Source organism: Alkalibacillus filiformis, from assembly GCF_030814115.1.
GTDB lineage: Bacteria > Bacillota > Bacilli > Bacillales > Alkalibacillaceae > Alkalibacillus > Alkalibacillus filiformis.
In genome coordinates this window covers 630830-650620 of record NZ_JAUSUP010000001.1, presented here as the reverse complement: position 1 = coordinate 650620, position 19791 = coordinate 630830, and the positions used below count along the sequence as shown (strand labels likewise).

Below are 19791 nucleotides of genomic sequence, written 5' to 3'. Positions count from 1 at the left end.
GTAGCCTCCGAGCTCTAAGTGTTTTTAAGTAAGTCTGGTAGATCAGTGAAAATAGCATCTGCTTGTAATTGTTCACATTTTTTCAATGTTTTAACACGGTTGACCGTATAGACGCGGTAAGGGATCTCCTCTTGTAAAATTCTTTTTAGCATGTTGGATGATAATAATCGTGTCTTAATATGTATGCTGTGAGCGCCAATATCTTTTAAGAGTAGATGAACTTTACGGATTCGCATTTGCGTCAACCAGGCACGTTCAATTTGAGAGTTCATGTCACTTAAGTTTCTAATTGTTTCTGGGTTAAAGCTAGATAAAATAGTTCGATCTTCTAATTTAAAGTGTTCAATCATTTCATTAACAATAGCTTCTATATGGACATAATTAATGACGTTCGTCTTTAATTCAAGGTTGATGGTCATATTAGTAGTCTGTACCCAATTTAGAAACTCTTCTAAACTTGGTATTGTTGCGTTCGCAAATTGTTCGTTGTACCAACTGCCGGCATCGAGTTGTTTAATATCTTCATAGGTTTGATCTTGAACAAAGCCAACACCATTGGTTGTTCTTCTGACGTTCTCATCGTGAATAATGACAGGGATGTTGTCTTTCGTTAATTGGACGTCTAATTCGACTCCAGATGCACCCATTTCATTAGCTAATTGAAATGCAGGTAATGTATTTTCAGGTGCATAATGGCTTGCACCTCGATGAGCAAAAATTCTTGTATTAATTGCCAACACCTCTTTCAATTCTCTGTTATGATTGTGGTGTATGTAGTATGAAAAGTCAATATATAGATGGGGTGGTTTTTGTGATGAAGTGGCAATCAAAACAACAGTTAACAGACCTATTGTGTCAGTTAGTTCGTTTTAATAGTATTACTGGGCAAGAAGACGAACGAAACATAGTAACGTACATACAAAGTTTATTAGCTAAAGAAGATTATTTTAGTCAAAATCCTAACCATTTAAATGTTCATCATTTAGATGATGGTAGAGGGGTTCTAACCGCGCTAGTTAAAAATGGTGACGCTCAAGATACGGTCGTTTTGTTAAGTCATATTGATGTAGTAGACGTTGAAGATTATGGAGCTTATAAAGACTATGCATTTGATCCAACGTATTTAACTCATTTATTTAAAGAACAATCTCAAATGTTGCCTGAAGAAGCACAACGTGACTTAGAGAACGGAGATTGGTTATTTGGTCGTGGAACGATGGATATGAAAGCAGGAACGGCTTTACATTTATCGATGATCGAGAAAGCGATTCACGGTGAATGGGATGGTAATATTTTATTACTCGTCGTACCAGATGAAGAAGTCAATTCATTGGGCATGCTCAAAGCTACAGAAGTATTAAAGGACATACAAGAAGAGGAAAATTTACAATATAAACTTTGTTTAAATAGTGAGCCAATGTTCAGGCAATACCCTGAAGATGAAAATATGTATTTATATACTGGATCTTTAGGAAAAGTACTTCCTGGTTTCCTGTGCTATGGAAAAGAAACTCATGTCGGGGAACCGTTTCATGGGTTAAATGCGAATTTAATGATTAGCTATTTAAATAAAAATTTAGAGTTAAACGATGAGTTAGTGGAGAAAGTTGGTAAGGAAGTTACACCTCCACCTGTTAGTTTGATGAGTCGAGATTTAAAAGAACATTATTCTGTACAAACACCTGTTACAGCTGTTTCGATGTATAACATATTGTTTATGAAACAAACTGTCACTGATATAACCGAAAAATTGTATGAAGTAATGGAACAGACCAAGAATGAAGTTGAAAATCATTTAAAGAACCAATATGAGAAGTTTAAAGAACAAGCAGGGCAATTTGAACAAGGACCTTCTTTAGACATTTCAATATTAAGTTATGAGCAATTATACAATGAAGCCGTTAATAAGTACGGTCAAGAAGAGGTAGATAAAAGGAGATCTAAATTATTAAGTGAAAGACAAACTGGTGACCGAGACTTTTCAACGATTTTAGTACAAGATTTAGCCTATATGTGTAGTCATTTAGCGCCGATGATTGTGTTGTTTTATAGTCCACCTTTTTACCCTGCTGTTACGAGTGAACAAAATACGATGATAAAAAGGCTAGTTAAAAGTATTGAAGAGAAGATGAAAAGTGAAGGTGCTAACCCAATTACGTTGTCATATTTCAACGGTATTTCTGATTTAAGCTTTGTTGGAGAAACGACGAGCAGTGAAGCAGACTTTGATCAATTATCAATGAATTTACCGATGCAACAATTCCAGGGAAATTATATTCCAAAACAAAAATGGGCAATACCGACATTAAATGTAGGTCCACTGGGTAAAGATGCACACCAGTGGTCGGAAAGGCTAGAGCTAATTTATTCCTTTGAAAAGTTGCCGACGATCATTGATCATACAATTCACGAAACATTTAAGAGAATTATTTGAAAATAGATGCAATTTTTAACTTTTGTAGTATAATATTAGCAAAATAACTTAAAAGGTGGAACAGATATAATGACACATCAAACAATCCATCAAATTACCGTTCCGACACCGTATGCAGTTGGAGATGTACATTGTTATATATATATGGGTGAGAAAGTGACCCTATTTGACGCAGGTGTTAATACTGAAGAAGCGTGGGAAGCTTTTCAGCAACAATTAAAAGAAATTGGTTTAGAGCCATCTGATATAAAACAAATTGTGTTAACACATCATCATCCAGACCATACTGGACTGATCGAGTACTTTGATCAAGTAGAAGCAATATATGGTCATCCGATTACCGACTTATGGTTGAAAGAAGATCGTGAGTACTTTCAGCATTATTTCGCTTTTTTCGATGAATTATATAATCGTTTTGATGTCCCTCATCAATACAGAAAAATTGATAAGACGGTTGAGAGCGCTTTTAAATTTCAAGGGAATGGCCGCTTAACTCAGACAATTTTAGAGGGTAATGTCATCCCCAATTTACCGTCTATTTCTGTCATAGAAACACCTGGTCATGCACAAAGTCATTTATCGTTTTTTGATCGAAATAGTGGGAGTTTAATCGCAGGGGACCACCTATTAAAACACATCTCGTCTAATCCGATTTTAGAAGCACCGCTTGTTGGTGAAAAAGAACGACCGAAGTCTCTAATTAATTATCGAAAAGCGATGAAAAAGTTAAAGGATTACAAGATCGGCGAAGTGTTGCCGGGACATGGTGAACCCTTTCAGTTCAATGAGAAGTTGATAGATCACCGAATTAAACGTCAAGAGGAGCGGGCAGAGCATGTCTTTGATTATTTGAAGAAACACGATGCCACACCGTTTGAAGTATGCCAATACTTGTTCCCAAAGCATTATGAAAAGCAATTCGGATTGACGATGTCTGAAACGATCGGTCAACTCGATTATTTGGAATACGAAGGGAAAATCAATTCTTATTTAGATGAGGGCGTGTTAAAATACTCTCCCTGTAAGACCTTTTCCTATTAATATTAAGCCCCCAGCCTATAAGTAGGATGGGGCTTTTTTACACCCGATGTTGTTCATAAATTTGCTCTTTAGTCATGTTAGATACTTCTTTAACAATCGCTTCATCGTTTGGTGCGTCATAATATGCTTTAATATTATGTTGAATTTGTTCAGGTCGACTAGCACCTAAAATTAAGCTAGATACTCCTGGATGACTTAAACAATAATGCATAGCAATTGATTGTGGAGTTGTATTTGCTTCTTGAGCAAGCACTTGTAGTTTTTCGATTACCTGTTTAAGTTCATTTTGATCGTACTCTAAAAAGCCGTTACTTCCTTTTTTCTCCCATTGTTCAATGCCTTTGCTCGTTAACATCCCTTTACCTAAAGCGCCTCTAACTAAAACACTTACTTGATTACTGTCTAAATAATCTAAAAGCTCTTCTTCAGGACGACGATCTAACAAACTATATTGCATCATATTACTCGTGACGGTTGTTTGATCAACATAAGATTTGATGACATTTGGTCGGATCGAGGACAATCCAAAGTAACGAATTAACCCTTCTTGTTGTAACTCTTCAAACGTTTCGATGACTTCATCAATAGGGTCTTCAATTGTTCCGCCATGTAATTGGTATAGATCAACATCATCTAACCCTAAACGTAATAAACTATTTTTAATCGCTTCTTTTAAATATTTTTTAGACGGATCCCAATACCAACCGTCTTGACCTGGTTCAAAGTGGTTACCACCTTTAGTGGCTACTATTGTATCTTGCCTTTTTCCTTTTAGTGCTTTACCGACCAGCTTCTCGTTTTCACCGTAATCATATAAGTCAGCTGTATCAATATAGTTGATCCCTGCATTTATTGCCTCGTGAATAATACCTTTAGCATTTTGTTCATTCGTCCCTAAGTTCATACAGCCAAGGCCAACTTCTGAAATATGTAGATCTGTGTTTCCTAATTGACGTTTATTCATCGTATCCCTCCTTGAATTTATTTTATCGACACTAAAGCTTAATGACAAACGTTAAGCCGTAATGTGATAAAATACACGAAGAGGTGAGATTAATGAATAAATTTGAAGAAAAAACTATACATACAGAAAAAATATATGAAGGTAGAATTATAGATGTTGAAGTTGATGACGTTACGCTTCCAAACGGTGAAACATCAAAACGAGAACTCGTTAGACACCCTGGAGCAGTCGCTTTAATTGCATTAACTGATAAAGATAAAATTGTCATGGTAGAACAATATCGAAAGGCACTCGGTAAAAGCATTATCGAAATTCCTGCCGGTAAATTAGAAGCAGGTGAATCTCCTAAAATCACTGCTGCTAGAGAGTTAGAAGAAGAAACAGGCTATCGTGCCCAGTCATTAAGTTATGTTGTCTCCTATTACACTTCACCTGGGTTTGCTGATGAAATTATTTATATTTATAAAGCGGAAGGGCTAGAAGTCGTAAGTGAAGATCAGCTTCAAATGGATGAAGACGAATTTGTCGAACTAAAAGAGGTATCTATTAAAGAAGCACTTCGATTAATAGAAGAAGAACGTATACATGACGCTAAAACGATTCATGCTATTTATTATTTAATGTATCAGTCTTTAAAGGGTGAATGAAGTGTCTAAAACATATTATGCTGACTTACACGTCCATATTGGACAAACAAAGCAAGGAAATGCTGTAAAAATTTCAGCCTCGAACAACCTTACCGTTCGTAACATTTTTGAGTTCGCTAAAAATGTAAAAGGAATCGACTTAATTGGCCTTATTGATACTCACTCTCCAGAAGTGTTAACCGAGTTTGATGAAATGATTAAGAATAAAGAAATTGCAGAACTTGAAGGTGGAGGTCTTTCCAACGGGGAAGTGACAGTCCTTTTAGGTAGTGAAATTGAAGTATATGATTCATTTTGTTCTGGACCAATTCACGTTTTATGTTATTTTCCGACACTTGAAAAGATGAAGCAGTTTACACATTGGTATCAAAAATATGTCAAAAACCCTCACCTAAGCTCTCAAAGAATCTATATAGATGGTGTTAGTTTGCAACACAAAGTGAAACAGTTAGACGGTTTGTTCGTACCAGCACATGTCTTTACACCTTTTAAAAGTTTGTATGGCAAAGGTGTTAAAAGTTCGCTTAAAGAAGTATTTGACCCAAGTTTAATTGACGCAATTGAACTTGGGTTAAGTTCTGATACTGCAATGGCTCAAGTTATTAGTGAGCTTCAATATTATCCTTTTCTAACTAATTCTGATGCCCATTCTTTAGAAAATATCGGTAGAGAGTACCAAAAGTTACTTTTAAGTGAGCGATCTTTTAGAGGACTAGCACAAGCTTTAGCATTTAATCAAGGCAAATTAGTTTGCAATTATGGACTAAACCCGAAACTAGGTAAGTATTATGAAACAAAATGTCGACAATGTGGATCTATTAGTCAAAGTCTTAGTCATTGTCATTGGTGTGGTTCAAATAAGATTATTAAAGGAGTTTCGAGAAGGATTAACGAAATTGAGCAATCGCAAGGGCGAACATCGTCAATTGTCGAACGTCCCCCTTACATTCATCAAGTTCCTCTAAAGTATGTTCCAGGATTAGGGCCGAAAATGTTAGCTAAACTAAGGAAGTACTTACACCATGATATGTATATTATTCATGAAGCGACTGAGGAAGATTTAAACCAACTTGTATCTTCTAATGTTGCTAGACAAATTATTCAACTTAGAAAAGGTGAGCTTCAAGTTGTACCAGGAGGCGCTGGTCAATATGGAAAAGTAGAAAAATAATTAATCTCTTAATTAGTTCTATATTCAATTCTACCAACATAGTTTTTTACTAGAGTAGAAATGAATGGAGGAACTAAGATGAAACAGTGGCCGAAAGCACTTACAATTCACATTCAACCTTACTATAGTTTGTACGTCTTTTTGTTTGTTTTGTTTCTAATCGGTGTCATTTTCGGGTCGATGATGGTGAGTAGTTTAAACTTCTTACAGCGACAAGATTTATTTTTCTTTGTCGAACAGTATTTTCATACTTTGTCTGAACAACCAACAGGTAGTTACTTAGCTGTGTTTTGGGATGCACTTTGGACACATGGAAAATACATTACTTTTTTGTTCTTATTTGGATTATCTTTTGTTGGATTACCAGTCGTATGGTTCCTATTGTTTGTAAAAGGGGTTGTGATTGGCTTTACGGTCGGCTTCCTAGTTAACCAATTATCGTGGCAAGGTTTTCTATTATCTGTCATGTCGATTGCACCGCAAAACCTTTTGATCGTTCCAGCCTATCTTATTATCGCAGCGAGCAGTATGGTATTTACGATTCATGTGTTACGTATTTTGTTTGTTAAACATCAAAGTTCAAATACGATTAGTGATGTAAGTGTTTTTTACATTAGATCGTATATTGTTGCGTTATTGTTAGTTGGCGTTGGCTCTGTTTTAGAAACTTTTGTATCGTCTAATATGCTAGAGTGGATAGTGAGTAGTTTATAATAGTTATTATATAATATTAATTATAATAGTTTGTTTAAAATTATTATAATTTGACACAAACACCCCCTTTTTTTATAATTATGAGTGTAGGAAAGAGGGGAGAGATTGTATTGGAAAACCGCATTGAGAACATTAAGAAACAATTACACTCTCAAAGTTATAAACTAACTCCACAACGCGAAGCCACTGTAAGAGTTTTGTTGGAGCATGAGCAAGATCATTTAAGTGCGGAAGATGTCTATCTCCTCGTAAAAGAGAAAGCTCCAGAAATAGGACTGGCAACCGTTTATCGTACGTTAGAATTACTGACCGAGCTCAAAGTGGTTGATAAAATTAACTTTGGTGATGGTGTATCAAGGTACGACCTGAGAAAAGAAGGCGCAGAACACTTCCACCACCATTTAGTCTGTGTTGAGTGTGGTTCTGTTACTGAAATTGAAGAAGATTTGTTAGGTGATGTTGAAAAGGTTGTAGAGAAACAATTTGAATTTGATGTTAAAGATCACCGACTTACTTTTCATGGCGTTTGCAAAAGTTGTCAAAATAAACAAAGTGAATAATAATATAACTAGGCCTTTTATCCAAATGGACAAAAGGTCTTTTATACTTTATGCGTTTCTTTTACTTTTTCCAAACAAAAGGGGTATGTTGATGAGAGATTTAATGCAGGATTTCCTACACTTTTTAAGAATTGAGAAAGGCTTAGCTGATAACTCGATTAGCTCATATGAAAGAGATTTAAAGCAATATATAACATACCTTCAAGAAGAAAAAATTGAATCAATAAATGATGTTGAACGTCAGCACGTTAGAGGACTTCTCAATCAAATGAAAGAGCAAGGGAAATCTTCTGCAAGTATTTCACGTATGATTTCCACACTTCGTTCATTTCATCAGTTTATTGTTCGAGAACATCAAATATCAAATGATCCCACTTTACATATTGAACGACCTAAAAAAGAAAGACAGTTACCGAAAGTATTATCTAATGAAGAAGTTGAGTGTTTATTAGAAGTAAGTGGGGAAAAGCCAATTGAACTAAGAAATAAAGCAATGTTTGAAACATTGTATGCAACCGGTTTACGTATTTCAGAGTTACTCTCATTAAAAATAGATGACCTTCATTTATTAATGGGATTTGTAAGAATTGTCGGTAAAGGTGGAAAGGAAAGAATTGTTCCGCTCGGTAAACCAGCACAAGATGCGATCCAAGCCTATGTCGACTATGGTCGTGATGCATTATTAAAAAAACAGAAAAATGATGCTTTATTTTTGAACCATAGAGGGAATACCATGACTAGGCAAGGTTTTTGGAAAGTGTTGAAAGCGCACGCACGTAATCAAGGGATCTTTAAAGAAATTACACCTCATATGTTAAGGCATTCATTTGCTACACATTTATTAGAAAATGGTGCTGATTTGAGGGCTGTACAAGAAATGTTAGGCCATGCAGACATTTCAACTACACAAATTTATACCCATGTTTCAAAATCTAGATTAAAAGATATTTATCAAGATTACCATCCGCGTGCATAATCAAAGTAATTTATGTTATATTGTAAAGCGTTTCCTTTATGATGTAAGTAAAATGGAGGTTGTAACAAGATGTCATTTAAAAGAGTATTTTTAGTAGTAATGGATTCAGTAGGTGTTGGTGAAGCACCAGATGCTAAACAGTTCGGTGATGAAGGTGCTGATACGTTAGGTCACACTGCACAACATATGGGCGGTTTAAAAATGCCGAATATGGAACGTTTAGGTTTAGGGAATATTCATGAAGTAGAAGGTATAGGTCAATCTACTCAGCCTGAGGCTCATTTTACAAAGATGGAAGAGGCTTCAGCAGGTAAAGATACTATGACAGGCCATTGGGAGATTATGGGCTTACGCATTGATCAGCCATTTCGTGTTTTCCCTGATGGTTTTCCGGATGATTTAATTAATCGTTTAGAAGAAAAAACAGGTCGTAAAGTTATTGGTAATAAGCCAGCTTCAGGAACAGAAATTTTAAAAGAATTAGGTCCAGAACATATGGAAACAGGCGCACTTATTGTGTATACATCAGCTGACTCTGTATTACAGATTGCAGCACATGAGGACGTTGTTCCTGTAGAAGAACTACATGGAATTTGTGAATTTGCTCGTGAAATTACAAAAGATGAACCTTATATGATCGGTCGTATTATTGCAAGACCTTTTGTTGGTGAACCAGGTTCATTTGAAAGAACACCAAATAGACACGATTATGCACTTAAGCCATTTGGCGAAACAGTGATGAATTACTTAGAAGATGACGGTTATGATGTTGTCGCTTTAGGTAAAATCTCAGATATTTATGATGATGAAGGCGTAACTGAAGCGATTCGTACAGAAGATAATAATGACGGTATGGACAAGTTAGTTGCATCAATGGACAAAGATTTTAATGGATTAAACTTCTTAAACTTAGTTGATTTCGATGCGAAATTCGGACACCGTCGTGATCCACAGGGTTACGGTGAGGCGCTAGAAGAGTTCGATCGTCGTTTACCAGAAGTATTAGACAAACTGGATGAAGACGATTTATTAATTATAACGGCTGACCACGGGAATGACCCAATTCATCATGGTACGGACCATACAAGAGAGTATGTACCGTTACTTGTTTTCCACAAAGGTATTTCAGAGGGTCAGAACTTACCGATGCGTAAAACATTTGCTGATGTAGGAGCGACTGTAGCCGATAACTTTAACACAAAAATGCCTGAATTCGGCGAAAGCTTTCTTAAAGATATTAAATAATCGTATATAAAGGAGAATACACATGTCATTAATCGAACAAATTAGGGAGTCTGAGAAACATATTAGTGACCAATTATCGGGGCAAACACCAAATATCGGTTTAATTTTAGGGTCTGGTTTAGGCGTTTTAGCTGATGAGATCGATAACCCTGTAACAATTCCATACCATGAGATCCCACATTTCCCTCAATCAACAGTTGAAGGGCATAAAGGTCAACTTGTGATTGGTGAGTTACAAGGTCAAACAGTTGTTGCGATGCAAGGTCGCTTTCACTATTATGAAGGCTATTCAATGCAACACGTTACATTTCCAGTACGTGTCATGAAACAATTAGGCGTTGAAAAGCTTGTTGTAACGAATGCAGCAGGTGGAATTAACGAATCATTCAATGCTGGCGACTTAATGTTAATTGAAGATCATATTAATAATATGGGTGATAATCCATTAATGGGTAAAAATGTTGATGAATTAGGTCCTCGTTTCCCAGACATGTCGCAAGCTTATGACCGTGATTTAATCGAGACAGCTCAAAAGACGGCTGATGAAATAGGTCTAAACGTGCAACGTGGTGTTTACGTTGGTAATTCAGGTCCGACTTATGAGACAAGCAGTGAAGTGAAAATGCTAAGAACGTTAGGTGGAGATGCTGTAGGGATGTCTACAGTACCAGAGGTTATTGTAGCTAATCATGCTGGAATGAGAGTACTAGGTATTTCCTGTATTTCTAATATGGCTGCAGGTATACTTGATCAACCTTTATCTCACGATGAAGTTATAGAAACGACTGAACAAGTGAAACAACAATTTATTCAACTAGTTAAACAAACGTTGCAATCGTTGTAAGGAGGCAATTGCCATGCGAATGTATGATATTATCGCAAAGAAAAGAGATGGTGAAGCATTAACTGATGAGGAATTGAATTTCTTCATAGAAGGGTATACAGATGGTTCAATTCCAGAATATCAAGCAAGTGCTTTAGCGATGGCTATTTACTTTAATGGCATGACAGAACAAGAGCGTGCCACTTTAACAATGGCTATGGTAGAGTCTGGAGACACAATTGACCTTTCGCCTATTGAAGGGGTGAAAGTTGATAAACACTCTACAGGTGGAGTAGGCGACACAACAACATTAGTTTTAGCACCCCTAGTTGCGGCTGTAGGTGTACCAGTTGCTAAAATGAGCGGACGTGGTTTAGGTCATACAGGTGGTACAATTGATAAATTAGAGGCTGTACCAGGTTTCCACGTTGAGATCGACAACGAAGAATTTATTCGCTTAGTCAATGAAAATAAGCTTTCTGTAATTGGTCAATCAGGTAATTTAACACCAGCTGATAAAAAGCTTTACGGCTTAAGAGATGTTACAGCGACAGTTAACTCGATTCCATTAATCGCTAGTTCCATTATGAGTAAGAAAATTGCCGCTGGTGCTGATGCGATTGTTCTTGATGTTAAGACTGGAGCAGGCGCATTTATGAAGAGCGAAGAAGAATCAGTTGAACTTGCTAAAGCAATGGTGTCCATCGGTAATAATGTTGGCCGTAATACGATGGCTGTTATTAGCGATATGGGACAACCGTTAGGGCGTGCAATTGGTAATTCACTAGAAGTCCAAGAAGCCATTGATACGTTACGTGGTGAAGGGCCAGAAGACTTAACCGAACTATCAATTACACTTGCAAGTCAAATGGTCGTACTAGGTGGAAAGGCAAGTTCACTAGATGAAGCAAGAGACTTGTTAGAAAAAGTGATCGAAAATGGTGAAGCTTTACAAACATTGAAAACATTCTTATCCTCACAAAGTGGAGATGCATCGGTTGTTGATGAACCGAACAAATTACCACAAGCCGAGTATAATATTGAACTACCTGCTAAACAATCAGGCTATGTAAGCGAAATTGTTGCCGATGAGATCGGTAATGCAGCAATGTTATTAGGAGCAGGACGTCAAACGAAAGATTCACAAATTGACCTTGCTGTTGGTGTCGTGTTAAACAAAAAAGTTGGTGACTACGTAGAAGAAGGTGACTCTTTATTAACGATTCATTCTAATCAAGAAGATGTTAATTCAATAAAAGAAAAGCTATACGAAAACATCACTCTAACTAACGAAAGTGTACAATCACCACAATTAATTAAAACAATCATTTCTGAGTAATATATTAAATCCTGGGTTTTCTAAAAAAGAAAACTCAGGATTTTTTTGTTTTTATGTAATAAAAAAAATTTCTATGGAAAAAATATGAAGCATGAATGGAGGGAATTACTATGTTACGTAAAATTACAATTTCTACGATGATCTTATTCTTATTATTTCCACAAACGAATATATGGGCTAACGAAGAAGGTAGTAGTGAACTAGTTGAGTCGGCAAAATCAGCTATGTTGTTAGAGGTTGATACAGGAACAGTTCTGTATGATAAAGATCCACATAAACGATTACCACCTGCCAGCATGACGAAACTTATGTCTATGCTTTTAATTATGGAAGAGCTGGATAAGGGGACCATCACATTGGATGAGACCATTCAAGTAAGTGAATATGCTGCATCAATGGGTGGTTCACAAATTTATCTTGAACCATTTGAAGAAATGACTGTGGAAGATTTATTAAAAGCTGTTGCAGTAGCCTCTGCAAATGATGCAACTGTAGCACTTGCAGAACGGATTTCGGTTACTGAACAAGCATTTATCGATCGTATGAATGAACGAGCGACGGAACTTGGATTGGAGAATACAAACTTCGTAAACTCGACAGGTTTACCTGATGAAAATCAATATAGTACTGCTCATGATATGGCTCGAATTGCTCAGGAGCTACTTCATCATGAAGAAATCACCGAATATACAAAAATTTATGAAGACTATTTAAGACAAGATACAGATGATGAGTTTTGGCTCGTTAACACGAATAGGTTAGTTAAGTTTTACCAAGGTGTTGATGGCTTGAAAACGGGTTATACAAGTGAAGCTAAGTATTGTCTAACAGCAACAGCCAAACGAGGTGACATGAGAGTCGTATCCGTCGTAATGGGTGCAGAAACACCACAAAAACGTAATGCTGATATTACGTCGATGCTTGATTATGCATATGGACACTATGAATTGCATCAAATTCATGCAAAAGGTGATGAATTACACCACTGGCAACATATTAAAGCAGACAATGACTATTTAGTAGCTGCACCTAAACAAAACATTTCGATGTTATTAGAAAAAGGTGAAAATATTAGTGATTATCGTACTGAAGTTTCAGTTGAGTCTTCTGATGAGTGGCCATTAGCAAAAGGTGATGAAATTGGTAAAGTTGAAATCTATAAAGATGAACAACTCGTTAAAGATTATCCTTTAACGGTTAAAGAAGAGGTGAAGGACGCATCCGTTTGGACATTGTGGAAACGAATGATGAATCAACTACACCATCGAGATGTTATGTCGAATTTAAACTAGTTTTGTCTCTGTGCAGGAAATTAAAGTAACTATGGCGAAAAGGCTCAATAGCATCTATTCAAAGGAGGAAGAATGCGTTGAGCCTTATTTCACATTTCGAGAGAAAAGAAGATGTGTTGCTTGTTCGTTTAGTTGGTGAATTAGACCATCATGAAGCAGAATCGTTAAAGGAAAAATGGAAAGAGTATTTACAGGATGACGACGTCAAAAATGTCGTTGTTAATTTAGAGAGGTTATCGTTTATGGACTCATCAGGTTTAGGTGTTTTCCTTGGTCGTTATAAGGAAGTTAAAGCTAATGATGGTGAGATGGTCATTTGCTCCATTAATAAATCTGTTAAAAGGTTATTTGAACTTTCCGGGATGTTTAAACTAGTTAATACTGAAGAGGATGAAACAGCTGCACTATCCCGTTTGGGGGTGGCTTCATGAACAATCATATGAAAGTTGAGATGGCTGCTAAAAGTGAAAATGAATCTTTTGCAAGAGTAGTTGTTGCTTCTTTTATATCCCAGCTTGACCCAACGATGGATGAATTAACTGAAGTGAAAACAGTTGTTTCTGAAGCGGTAACGAATGCTATTATTCACGGTTATGAGGAAGTGGACCAAGGTGTTGTAGAATTAGAGTGCCATATTGATGACGAGGAAGTTTCATTAAAGATTATCGATTACGGAAAAGGGATTCCAGACATCGATGAAGCTGTTGAACCGATGTATACTTCTAAGCCAGAGTTAGAGCGCTCGGGAATGGGTTTTACAATTATGGAGAATTTTATGGATGAGTTTGAAGTGGTGTCAGCTGAAGGTCAAGGTACAACGGTAATATTGAGGAAGAAATTCAATCACAATGAACGTCATGCTGTCCGGTGATGTCAATGAAAGAAAATAAGCAAGTTAAGGATGAGCGCGCTTTATCAAATGAAGAAGTGAAAGAACTCATCGAACGAAGTCAGCAAGGTGATCAAGACGCGCGGGATTTAATTGTTGAGAAGAACACCCGACTTGTTTGGTCGGTTGTTCAACGTTTTCTAAACCGAGGTTATGAAGCTGACGACTTATTTCAAATAGGGTGTATTGGATTAATTAAGTCAATTGATAAATTTGACTTAAGTTATGATGTGCGCTTTTCGACTTATGCTGTTCCAATGATTATTGGTGAAATACAGCGATTTATTCGAGATGATGGTTCAATTAAAGTGAGCCGATCATTAAAAGAGATGAACCATAAAATTAGAGCTAAAAAAGATGAGTTAACAAAAGCATATGGGCGTTCTCCGTCCGTTGCAGAGTTAAGTGAAGCATTGGAGATTCCGAAAGAAGAACTTGTTATGGCAATAGAAGCAAACCAAGGCACTCATTCCATTCACGAAACAGTGTATGAAAATGAAGGTGATCCAATTACATTGATGGATCAAATTGCAGATAAAGAAACACGATGGTTTGATCACATTGCTTTAAAAGAAGCGATACAAAAACTAGACAATCGCGAAAGGTTAATTATTTACTTAAGATACTATAAAGATCAAACACAATCAGAAGTGGCTAAACGATTAAATATATCGCAAGTCCAGGTTTCGCGTCTAGAAAAGAGTATATTGTCTGAATTAGAAGATTTATTGGAGACATAAAATTATAATTAAGAAGAGGTTGAGACAAAAGGGTTGGAGTGTGATTAAAACACTAACCATTTCAGCTTAGGTGAGCAGTCACCTAGCGGAATCAAAATGCTGAGACTCCTGTGGGAGCAAAGGCCAGGGTGAGACCCCACCGGATGCACCTGCGTCTTCTAGCTAATCTTCGAATTAGGCTTCCTCGGTGCAAAGCACAAGAAGATTACTCGAAGTAGTAGCTTGGCTCACCAGCCGCCCACGGAAAGCGAAGCATTTTGATGGAGCGATGTTAAAAGATAAACCCGAACGAAATCAAAAAGTGATTTCGTTCGGGTTTTGTTTTTTTACAATCAGTTCTGCCTCAGCCTCTTTTTAGTTTGTCATCAAGAGAGCTTAATATTATGGCTTATTATAAGTTGTAAAAAATACATGGATTACTATCTGATGTACATAATAACAATATAGCAATTCAAGGGATGGGTCTAACAAATGTCTAATGTCATCTATTTGCGTCTGAAATACAAACGGAAAGTCAACGTCAACGACCAAATAAGACTAGGAGATATCGCCTGGATTAGTTGTGCAGAGGGACTGCAAAATAAACTTTTAAACTTATTTGTTTACGAAGTAACAAAGAATGATCAAACGTATAAAGTAATTGATTTATATAACATTATTAAAAAAATTCAAAACCTATACCCAGAAAACGACATTGAATCTGTTGGACCATCACAAACGATTTTAATACTGGAACAACCTCGGACGAAAATGTATCCAATTTATGTGTTTTTCATTTGGACACTTCTATTTATAGGTGCAGCTATGGCTATTATGAATTTTCATTTTGATGTCAGTATGCCAGAGGTACAGGAGAAGTTACACAGTATGATGTCTGGAGATATAGACCGAAGTGTTCTTTGGTTACAAGTCCCATATTCGATTGGTTTAGGTTTAGGGATGATTTTATTTTTTAATCACTTTTTGAAGAAAAAATTTAATGAAGAACCGAGCCCGCTCGAAGTTGAAATGTTTAACTACGACCAGAATTTATATGAATACGTAACATTTAATGAAAATGAGTTGAACAAAAATAATGATTAGTTACGCTGTAGAAATTATTGTCGGCTTATCTGCTGGGTTAGCGGTAGGTTCTGGTTTTGTAGCCTTTCTAACAGTATTAGGAATAATTCCTCGGTTAGTTCAATTGTCTAAGTCAGGGAAGTTGATCCGCGTTTATGAATGGTCAGTCATATTAGGTGCTATGTTTGGTATTTGGATTACTTTTAGTGACTACACATTTCAAACATCGATCTTCGTTGAAATGTATTGGGGATTGTTACATGGAATTTTTATCGGAATGTTGGCAGCTGCATTAACTGAAGTACTAAATGTATTTCCGATTTTAGCTAAAAGATTACAAGTAGACAATTTTATTCCTTTATTAGTTTTAGCTATAGTTTTTGGAAAGATTTTAGGGTCGTTGTTTCAATGGATATTTTTTGTAAATTAGAAAGGAGCAAGACGATTGATTACAAAAGAAAATTACAAGCAATCATTAAAAGATTATCAGCCAAAACCTAAGTATTTTCGAAATTGCTTAAAGGCATTTTTAGTCGGGGGATTTATTTGTTTAATTGGACAAGGACTGACCGTTTTTTATATGGAAATGTTCGGATTCACTTCAAAAGAAGCAGCTAATCCAACCATTACGACCTTAATATTAATCGCAGCTTTATTAACAGGCTTTGGAGTGTATGACAAGATAGGACAATTTGCCGGTGCAGGTTCAGCCGTACCAGTCACAGGTTTTGCAAACTCTATTACAAGTGCAGCATTAGAACATAAGAGTGAAGGGATTGTATTAGGGGTTGCTACTAATATGTTTAAGCTAGCTGGTTCTGTCATTGTATTTGGAACGGTGGCTGCTTACGTTGTCGGTATGATTCGTTATACAATTCAAACTTTATTTTAAATTGTAAGGTGGTTCTTATATGAAACAAGGAAAACATTCATGGGTCTTTAACAACAACGAAGTTTATATAAAAGGAACGGCAACTGTCACAGGTCCTAAAGAGAAAGCAGGTCCTCTTGGTCAAACCTTTGACTATTCATATGAGAATTTATACTGTGACGGCAAAACTTGGGAGCGAGCAGAACAAAATATACTCAATAAGTCGATTATGTTGTGTATAGAAAAGTCGAAGGTTCGTGAAGATGCCATTGATTTAATTATAAGTGGAGACCTTTTAAATCAAACTGTTTCTTCAAATTATACTGCAAGAAATTACGGGAGCTCTTTCTTGGGAGTTTTCGGTGCTTGCTCTACTTCAATGCAAACATTGGCTATGGGTGCATCTCTAGTTGATAGTGGAAACTGTGATTATGTATTGGCTAGTACGAGTAGTCATTATTCAACTGCTGAGAGACAATTTCGCTATCCGACTGAATATGGTGGCCAAAAACCTGACACAGCAACATCTACTGTAACTGGTGCAGGGTCGGCGTTAATTTCAAAAGAGCATAGTTCGATTCAAGTAGAGGGGGCCACAATTGGTAAGGCTATCGATTTTGGAGCGGATGATCCACTTGATATGGGCTCAGCTATGGCACCAGCAGCTGCTGATACAATCGTTCAACATTTAAAAGATTTCAATCGGACTCCAGAGGATTACGATTTAATATTAACTGGTGATTTATCGAGTGTCGGTACTCCAATCGTTAAGAAGTTAGCTTACCAGTCAGGTTATGACATAGAAAATGTGCATCGTGATTGTGGGTTAATGGTTTATCACTCAAACCAAAACATATTTGCTGGTGGGAGCGGATGTGCGGCATCAGCCATTGTAACTTATGGTCAAGTTGTTCAGCAGTTAAAAGCAGGGGAGTTGAATAAAGTGTTGGTTGTCGCTACGGGTGCGTTACTTAGTCCTACGATTGTACAACAAAAAGAAACAATTCCGTGTATTGCTCACGGTGTTGTATTGAAGCGGGTGAGTGCAACATGATTATGGATTTCTTTTGGGCTTTTGTAGTCGGTGGTGCAATTTGTGTCATTGGGCAACTCCTGTTAGATATTTTCAAATTAACACCCGCACATGTCATGTCATCTTTTGTTGTTGCTGGTGCAGTTTTAGATGGTTTTGAATTGTATGATAAGTTAATCGAATTTGCCGGTGCTGGGGCTACTGTTCCGATTACAAGTTTCGGGCATTCTTTGTTACACGGTGCAATGGTACAAGCGGAGGATCATGGATTTTTAGGTATTGCAGTGGGGATATTCCAATTAACATCAGCCGGTATTGCATCAGCTATATTATTCGGATTTATCGTAGCATTGATCTTTAAACCAAGAGGATAAAGGGTGCGTTTGTTTATGGCTAAAGATGAACTGAAAATTAAAAGTTCAATTACAGAAAATAGAAAGATATTTGAGGAAAAGCTCGGGCTTGATGTGTCGTTTGATATTGGTTATCGAACCATTATTGTTTTAGGTAAAGAAGTGGACTTTTACTATGTAAACGGTTTGGTTGATACCGAATTTGTCACTGAAATATTAAAGAAAGTTATTGAGATCAATGACTTTGAAGAGAATGAAAATAAAGTACCTGAAATCGTTAAAAACAGGTTAGCTAATCACCAATTCGAAGAAATTCAGTCGGTTGATGATGCTGCTACTGAGATTATGTCAGGGTTATTAGTTGTATTAGTAGATGGAAAAGATAAGGCCTTTGTAGTAGATGTTCGTAATTACCCTGGAAGAGGACCAGAAGAACCAGATACAGAGCGGGTAGTTCGTGGTTCGCGTGATGGTTTTACAGAGAATATTATTGAAAATGCTGGTTTAACTAGAAGACGTGTGAGAGATGAAAATCTACGCTTAGAAATTATGCAAGTTGGTAGACGTTCTAAAATGGACGTCTCAATTATGTACATTGATGATATAGCGGACCCAGGGTTAATTGAAACGGTAAGAAGTGAGATTGAAAAGATTGATGTAGATGGATTATCCATGTCAGATAAAACGTTAGAAGAATTTATTTTAAGCCAAGCTAAAACACCTTTTCCATTAGTTAGGTATACAGAAAGGCCTGATGTAGCTTCAGCCCATTTATTTGAAGGACACGTGCTTGTTATGGTGGATACTTCACCTAGTGTAATGATTACACCGACCACCTATTTTCATCACGTACAACACGCCGAAGAATTTAGACAAGTTCCTTTTGTCGGTACATTCGTAAGGTGGGTAAGGTTTTTAGGTATCTTGGCTTCATTATTCCTACTCCCGTTATGGTTACTGTTTGTTTTAGAACCTGACAGACTACCTGAAAACTTAGCTTATATTGGTCCATCAGATGAAGGGAATGTGCCGATTGTCGTACAAGCATTATTAGCAGACTTAGGGTTAGAGTTCCTACGTATAGCAGCCATTCATACACCGACTGCTGTATCGACTGCGCTCGGTTTAATAGCAGCGGTGTTAATTGGTGAGATTGCCATTGAGGTTGGGCTCTTCACACCAGAAATTATACTTTACGTCGCTATAGCAGCGGTTGGAAGTTACGCAACACCAAGTTATGAGCTATCAGTAGCTAATAAAATATCAAGAATGGCACTTGTCATTTTAACTGCATCATTTGGCGTTTTAGGATTAGTGCTAGGAATGACTTTATATGCTTTGATTTTAACTCGCACTTACTCATTAAATACGCCATATTTATGGCCGTTAATCCCGTTTAACGGTAAAGCATTGTATAACATTTTATTTAGAGTATCAGTTCCGATTCAAGAACGTCGTCCGAGTATCGTTCATCCACAAGATGATAAGCGAACAGGATCTGAATAATGTTTAAAGCAGGTTATGTTTATATTCATAACCTGCTTAATTTGTGTTCGAGGTTTGAAATGAGATTTTCGAGCGAAAAATAATTGAACGTTGCTTTTCCATATGGTAAGTTTACTGTATTGTATAGAGAG

Annotated in this window: 22 protein-coding genes; 20 read left to right on the top strand and 2 right to left on the bottom strand. The window is 36.7% G+C overall.

What is annotated here, in order from left to right; genetic code table 11:
• Window positions 1–14: 14 nt before the first annotated feature.
• Window positions 15–737, bottom strand: coding sequence for a glycerophosphodiester phosphodiesterase (locus J2R98_RS03600; protein WP_307066196.1), 723 nt, complete (start codon window positions 735–737; stop codon window positions 15–17).
• 77 nt (window positions 738–814) lie between these two features.
• On the opposite strand from J2R98_RS03600, the gene J2R98_RS03595 reads away from it, so the two are divergent.
• Both J2R98_RS03595 and J2R98_RS03590 read left to right on the top strand, forming a co-directional pair.
• A complete protein-coding gene (locus J2R98_RS03595; protein WP_307066195.1) occupies window positions 815–2434 on the top strand; it encodes a M20/M25/M40 family metallo-hydrolase in 1620 nt (539 codons plus the stop codon).
• A gap of 69 nt (window positions 2435–2503) precedes the next feature.
• Window positions 2504–3475 (top strand): MBL fold metallo-hydrolase, encoded by a 972-nt coding sequence (locus J2R98_RS03590; RefSeq protein ID WP_307066192.1) that lies wholly within the window; start codon window positions 2504–2506, stop codon window positions 3473–3475.
• Between the two features lie 37 nt (window positions 3476–3512).
• Here the strand turns inward: J2R98_RS03590 and J2R98_RS03585 are convergent, their stop codons facing one another.
• A complete protein-coding gene (locus J2R98_RS03585; RefSeq protein ID WP_307066190.1) occupies window positions 3513–4439 on the bottom strand; it encodes an aldo/keto reductase in 927 nt (308 codons plus the stop codon).
• Window positions 4440–4531: 92 nt separating this feature from the next.
• On the opposite strand from J2R98_RS03585, the gene J2R98_RS03580 reads away from it, so the two are divergent.
• The 18 genes from J2R98_RS03580 (at window position 4532) to J2R98_RS03495 (ending at window position 19660) form a co-directional block, all read left to right on the top strand.
• Complete coding sequence (locus J2R98_RS03580) at window positions 4532–5086, top strand: NUDIX domain-containing protein (protein WP_307066187.1); 555 nt, start codon at window positions 4532–4534, stop codon at window positions 5084–5086.
• 1 nt (window position 5087) lies between these two features.
• Complete coding sequence (locus J2R98_RS03575; protein ID WP_307066185.1) at window positions 5088–6257, top strand: endonuclease Q family protein; 1170 nt, start codon at window positions 5088–5090, stop codon at window positions 6255–6257.
• Window positions 6258–6335: 78 nt separating this feature from the next.
• Complete coding sequence (gene spoIIM / locus J2R98_RS03570; protein WP_307066183.1) at window positions 6336–6971, top strand: stage II sporulation protein M; 636 nt, start codon at window positions 6336–6338, stop codon at window positions 6969–6971.
• A 110-nt stretch (window positions 6972–7081) separates the two neighbouring features.
• Entirely contained in the window at window positions 7082–7531 is a 450-nt protein-coding gene (fur, locus tag J2R98_RS03565) for a ferric iron uptake transcriptional regulator (protein WP_307066182.1), read from the top strand.
• Window positions 7532–7622: 91 nt separating this feature from the next.
• Window positions 7623–8507 (top strand): site-specific tyrosine recombinase XerD, encoded by an 885-nt coding sequence (xerD, locus tag J2R98_RS03560; RefSeq protein ID WP_307066181.1) that lies wholly within the window; start codon window positions 7623–7625, stop codon window positions 8505–8507.
• Window positions 8508–8576: 69 nt separating this feature from the next.
• Complete coding sequence (deoB, locus tag J2R98_RS03555; protein ID WP_307066179.1) at window positions 8577–9752, top strand: phosphopentomutase; 1176 nt, start codon at window positions 8577–8579, stop codon at window positions 9750–9752.
• 22 nt (window positions 9753–9774) lie between these two features.
• On the top strand, window positions 9775–10596 hold the full coding sequence (locus J2R98_RS03550) for a purine-nucleoside phosphorylase (protein ID WP_307066177.1): 822 nt from the start codon (window positions 9775–9777) through the stop codon (window positions 10594–10596).
• Between the two features lie 13 nt (window positions 10597–10609).
• The gene (locus J2R98_RS03545) at window positions 10610–11914 is read left to right on the top strand and encodes a pyrimidine-nucleoside phosphorylase (protein ID WP_307066175.1); all 1305 of its coding nucleotides are present in this window, start codon (window positions 10610–10612) and stop codon (window positions 11912–11914) included.
• A gap of 110 nt (window positions 11915–12024) precedes the next feature.
• Window positions 12025–13206, top strand: coding sequence for a D-alanyl-D-alanine carboxypeptidase family protein (locus J2R98_RS03540; RefSeq protein ID WP_307066173.1), 1182 nt, complete (start codon window positions 12025–12027; stop codon window positions 13204–13206).
• A 77-nt stretch (window positions 13207–13283) separates the two neighbouring features.
• Window positions 13284–13637, top strand: coding sequence for an anti-sigma F factor antagonist (gene spoIIAA, locus J2R98_RS03535; RefSeq protein ID WP_307066172.1), 354 nt, complete (start codon window positions 13284–13286; stop codon window positions 13635–13637).
• Complete coding sequence (spoIIAB, locus tag J2R98_RS03530) at window positions 13634–14077, top strand: anti-sigma F factor (protein WP_307066170.1); 444 nt, start codon at window positions 13634–13636, stop codon at window positions 14075–14077. The genes spoIIAA and spoIIAB overlap by 4 nt, the downstream gene beginning before the upstream one ends.
• Window positions 14078–14082: 5 nt before the next feature.
• Complete coding sequence (gene sigF, locus J2R98_RS03525; protein ID WP_370871925.1) at window positions 14083–14835, top strand: RNA polymerase sporulation sigma factor SigF; 753 nt, start codon at window positions 14083–14085, stop codon at window positions 14833–14835.
• Between the two features lie 471 nt (window positions 14836–15306).
• Entirely contained in the window at window positions 15307–15918 is a 612-nt protein-coding gene (locus J2R98_RS03520; RefSeq protein ID WP_307066166.1) for a stage V sporulation protein AA, read from the top strand.
• Complete coding sequence (locus J2R98_RS03515; RefSeq protein WP_307066165.1) at window positions 15911–16327, top strand: stage V sporulation protein AB; 417 nt, start codon at window positions 15911–15913, stop codon at window positions 16325–16327. Before J2R98_RS03520 ends, J2R98_RS03515 begins: the two co-directional genes overlap by 8 nt.
• A gap of 15 nt (window positions 16328–16342) precedes the next feature.
• Window positions 16343–16789: a stage V sporulation protein AC gene (gene spoVAC, locus J2R98_RS03510; RefSeq protein ID WP_307066163.1), complete on the top strand. Its 447-nt coding sequence runs from the start codon at window positions 16343–16345 to the stop codon at window positions 16787–16789.
• Window positions 16790–16808: 19 nt separating this feature from the next.
• The gene (gene spoVAD / locus J2R98_RS03505; protein ID WP_307066161.1) at window positions 16809–17822 is read left to right on the top strand and encodes a stage V sporulation protein AD; all 1014 of its coding nucleotides are present in this window, start codon (window positions 16809–16811) and stop codon (window positions 17820–17822) included.
• 2 nt (window positions 17823–17824) lie between these two features.
• Window positions 17825–18175, top strand: a complete 351-nt coding sequence (spoVAE, locus tag J2R98_RS03500) for a stage V sporulation protein AE (RefSeq protein WP_307066915.1) — start codon at window positions 17825–17827, stop codon at window positions 18173–18175.
• 15 nt (window positions 18176–18190) lie between these two features.
• Entirely contained in the window at window positions 18191–19660 is a 1470-nt protein-coding gene (locus J2R98_RS03495) for a spore germination protein (RefSeq protein WP_307066914.1), read from the top strand.
• The last annotated feature ends 131 nt before the right edge of the window (window positions 19661–19791 follow it).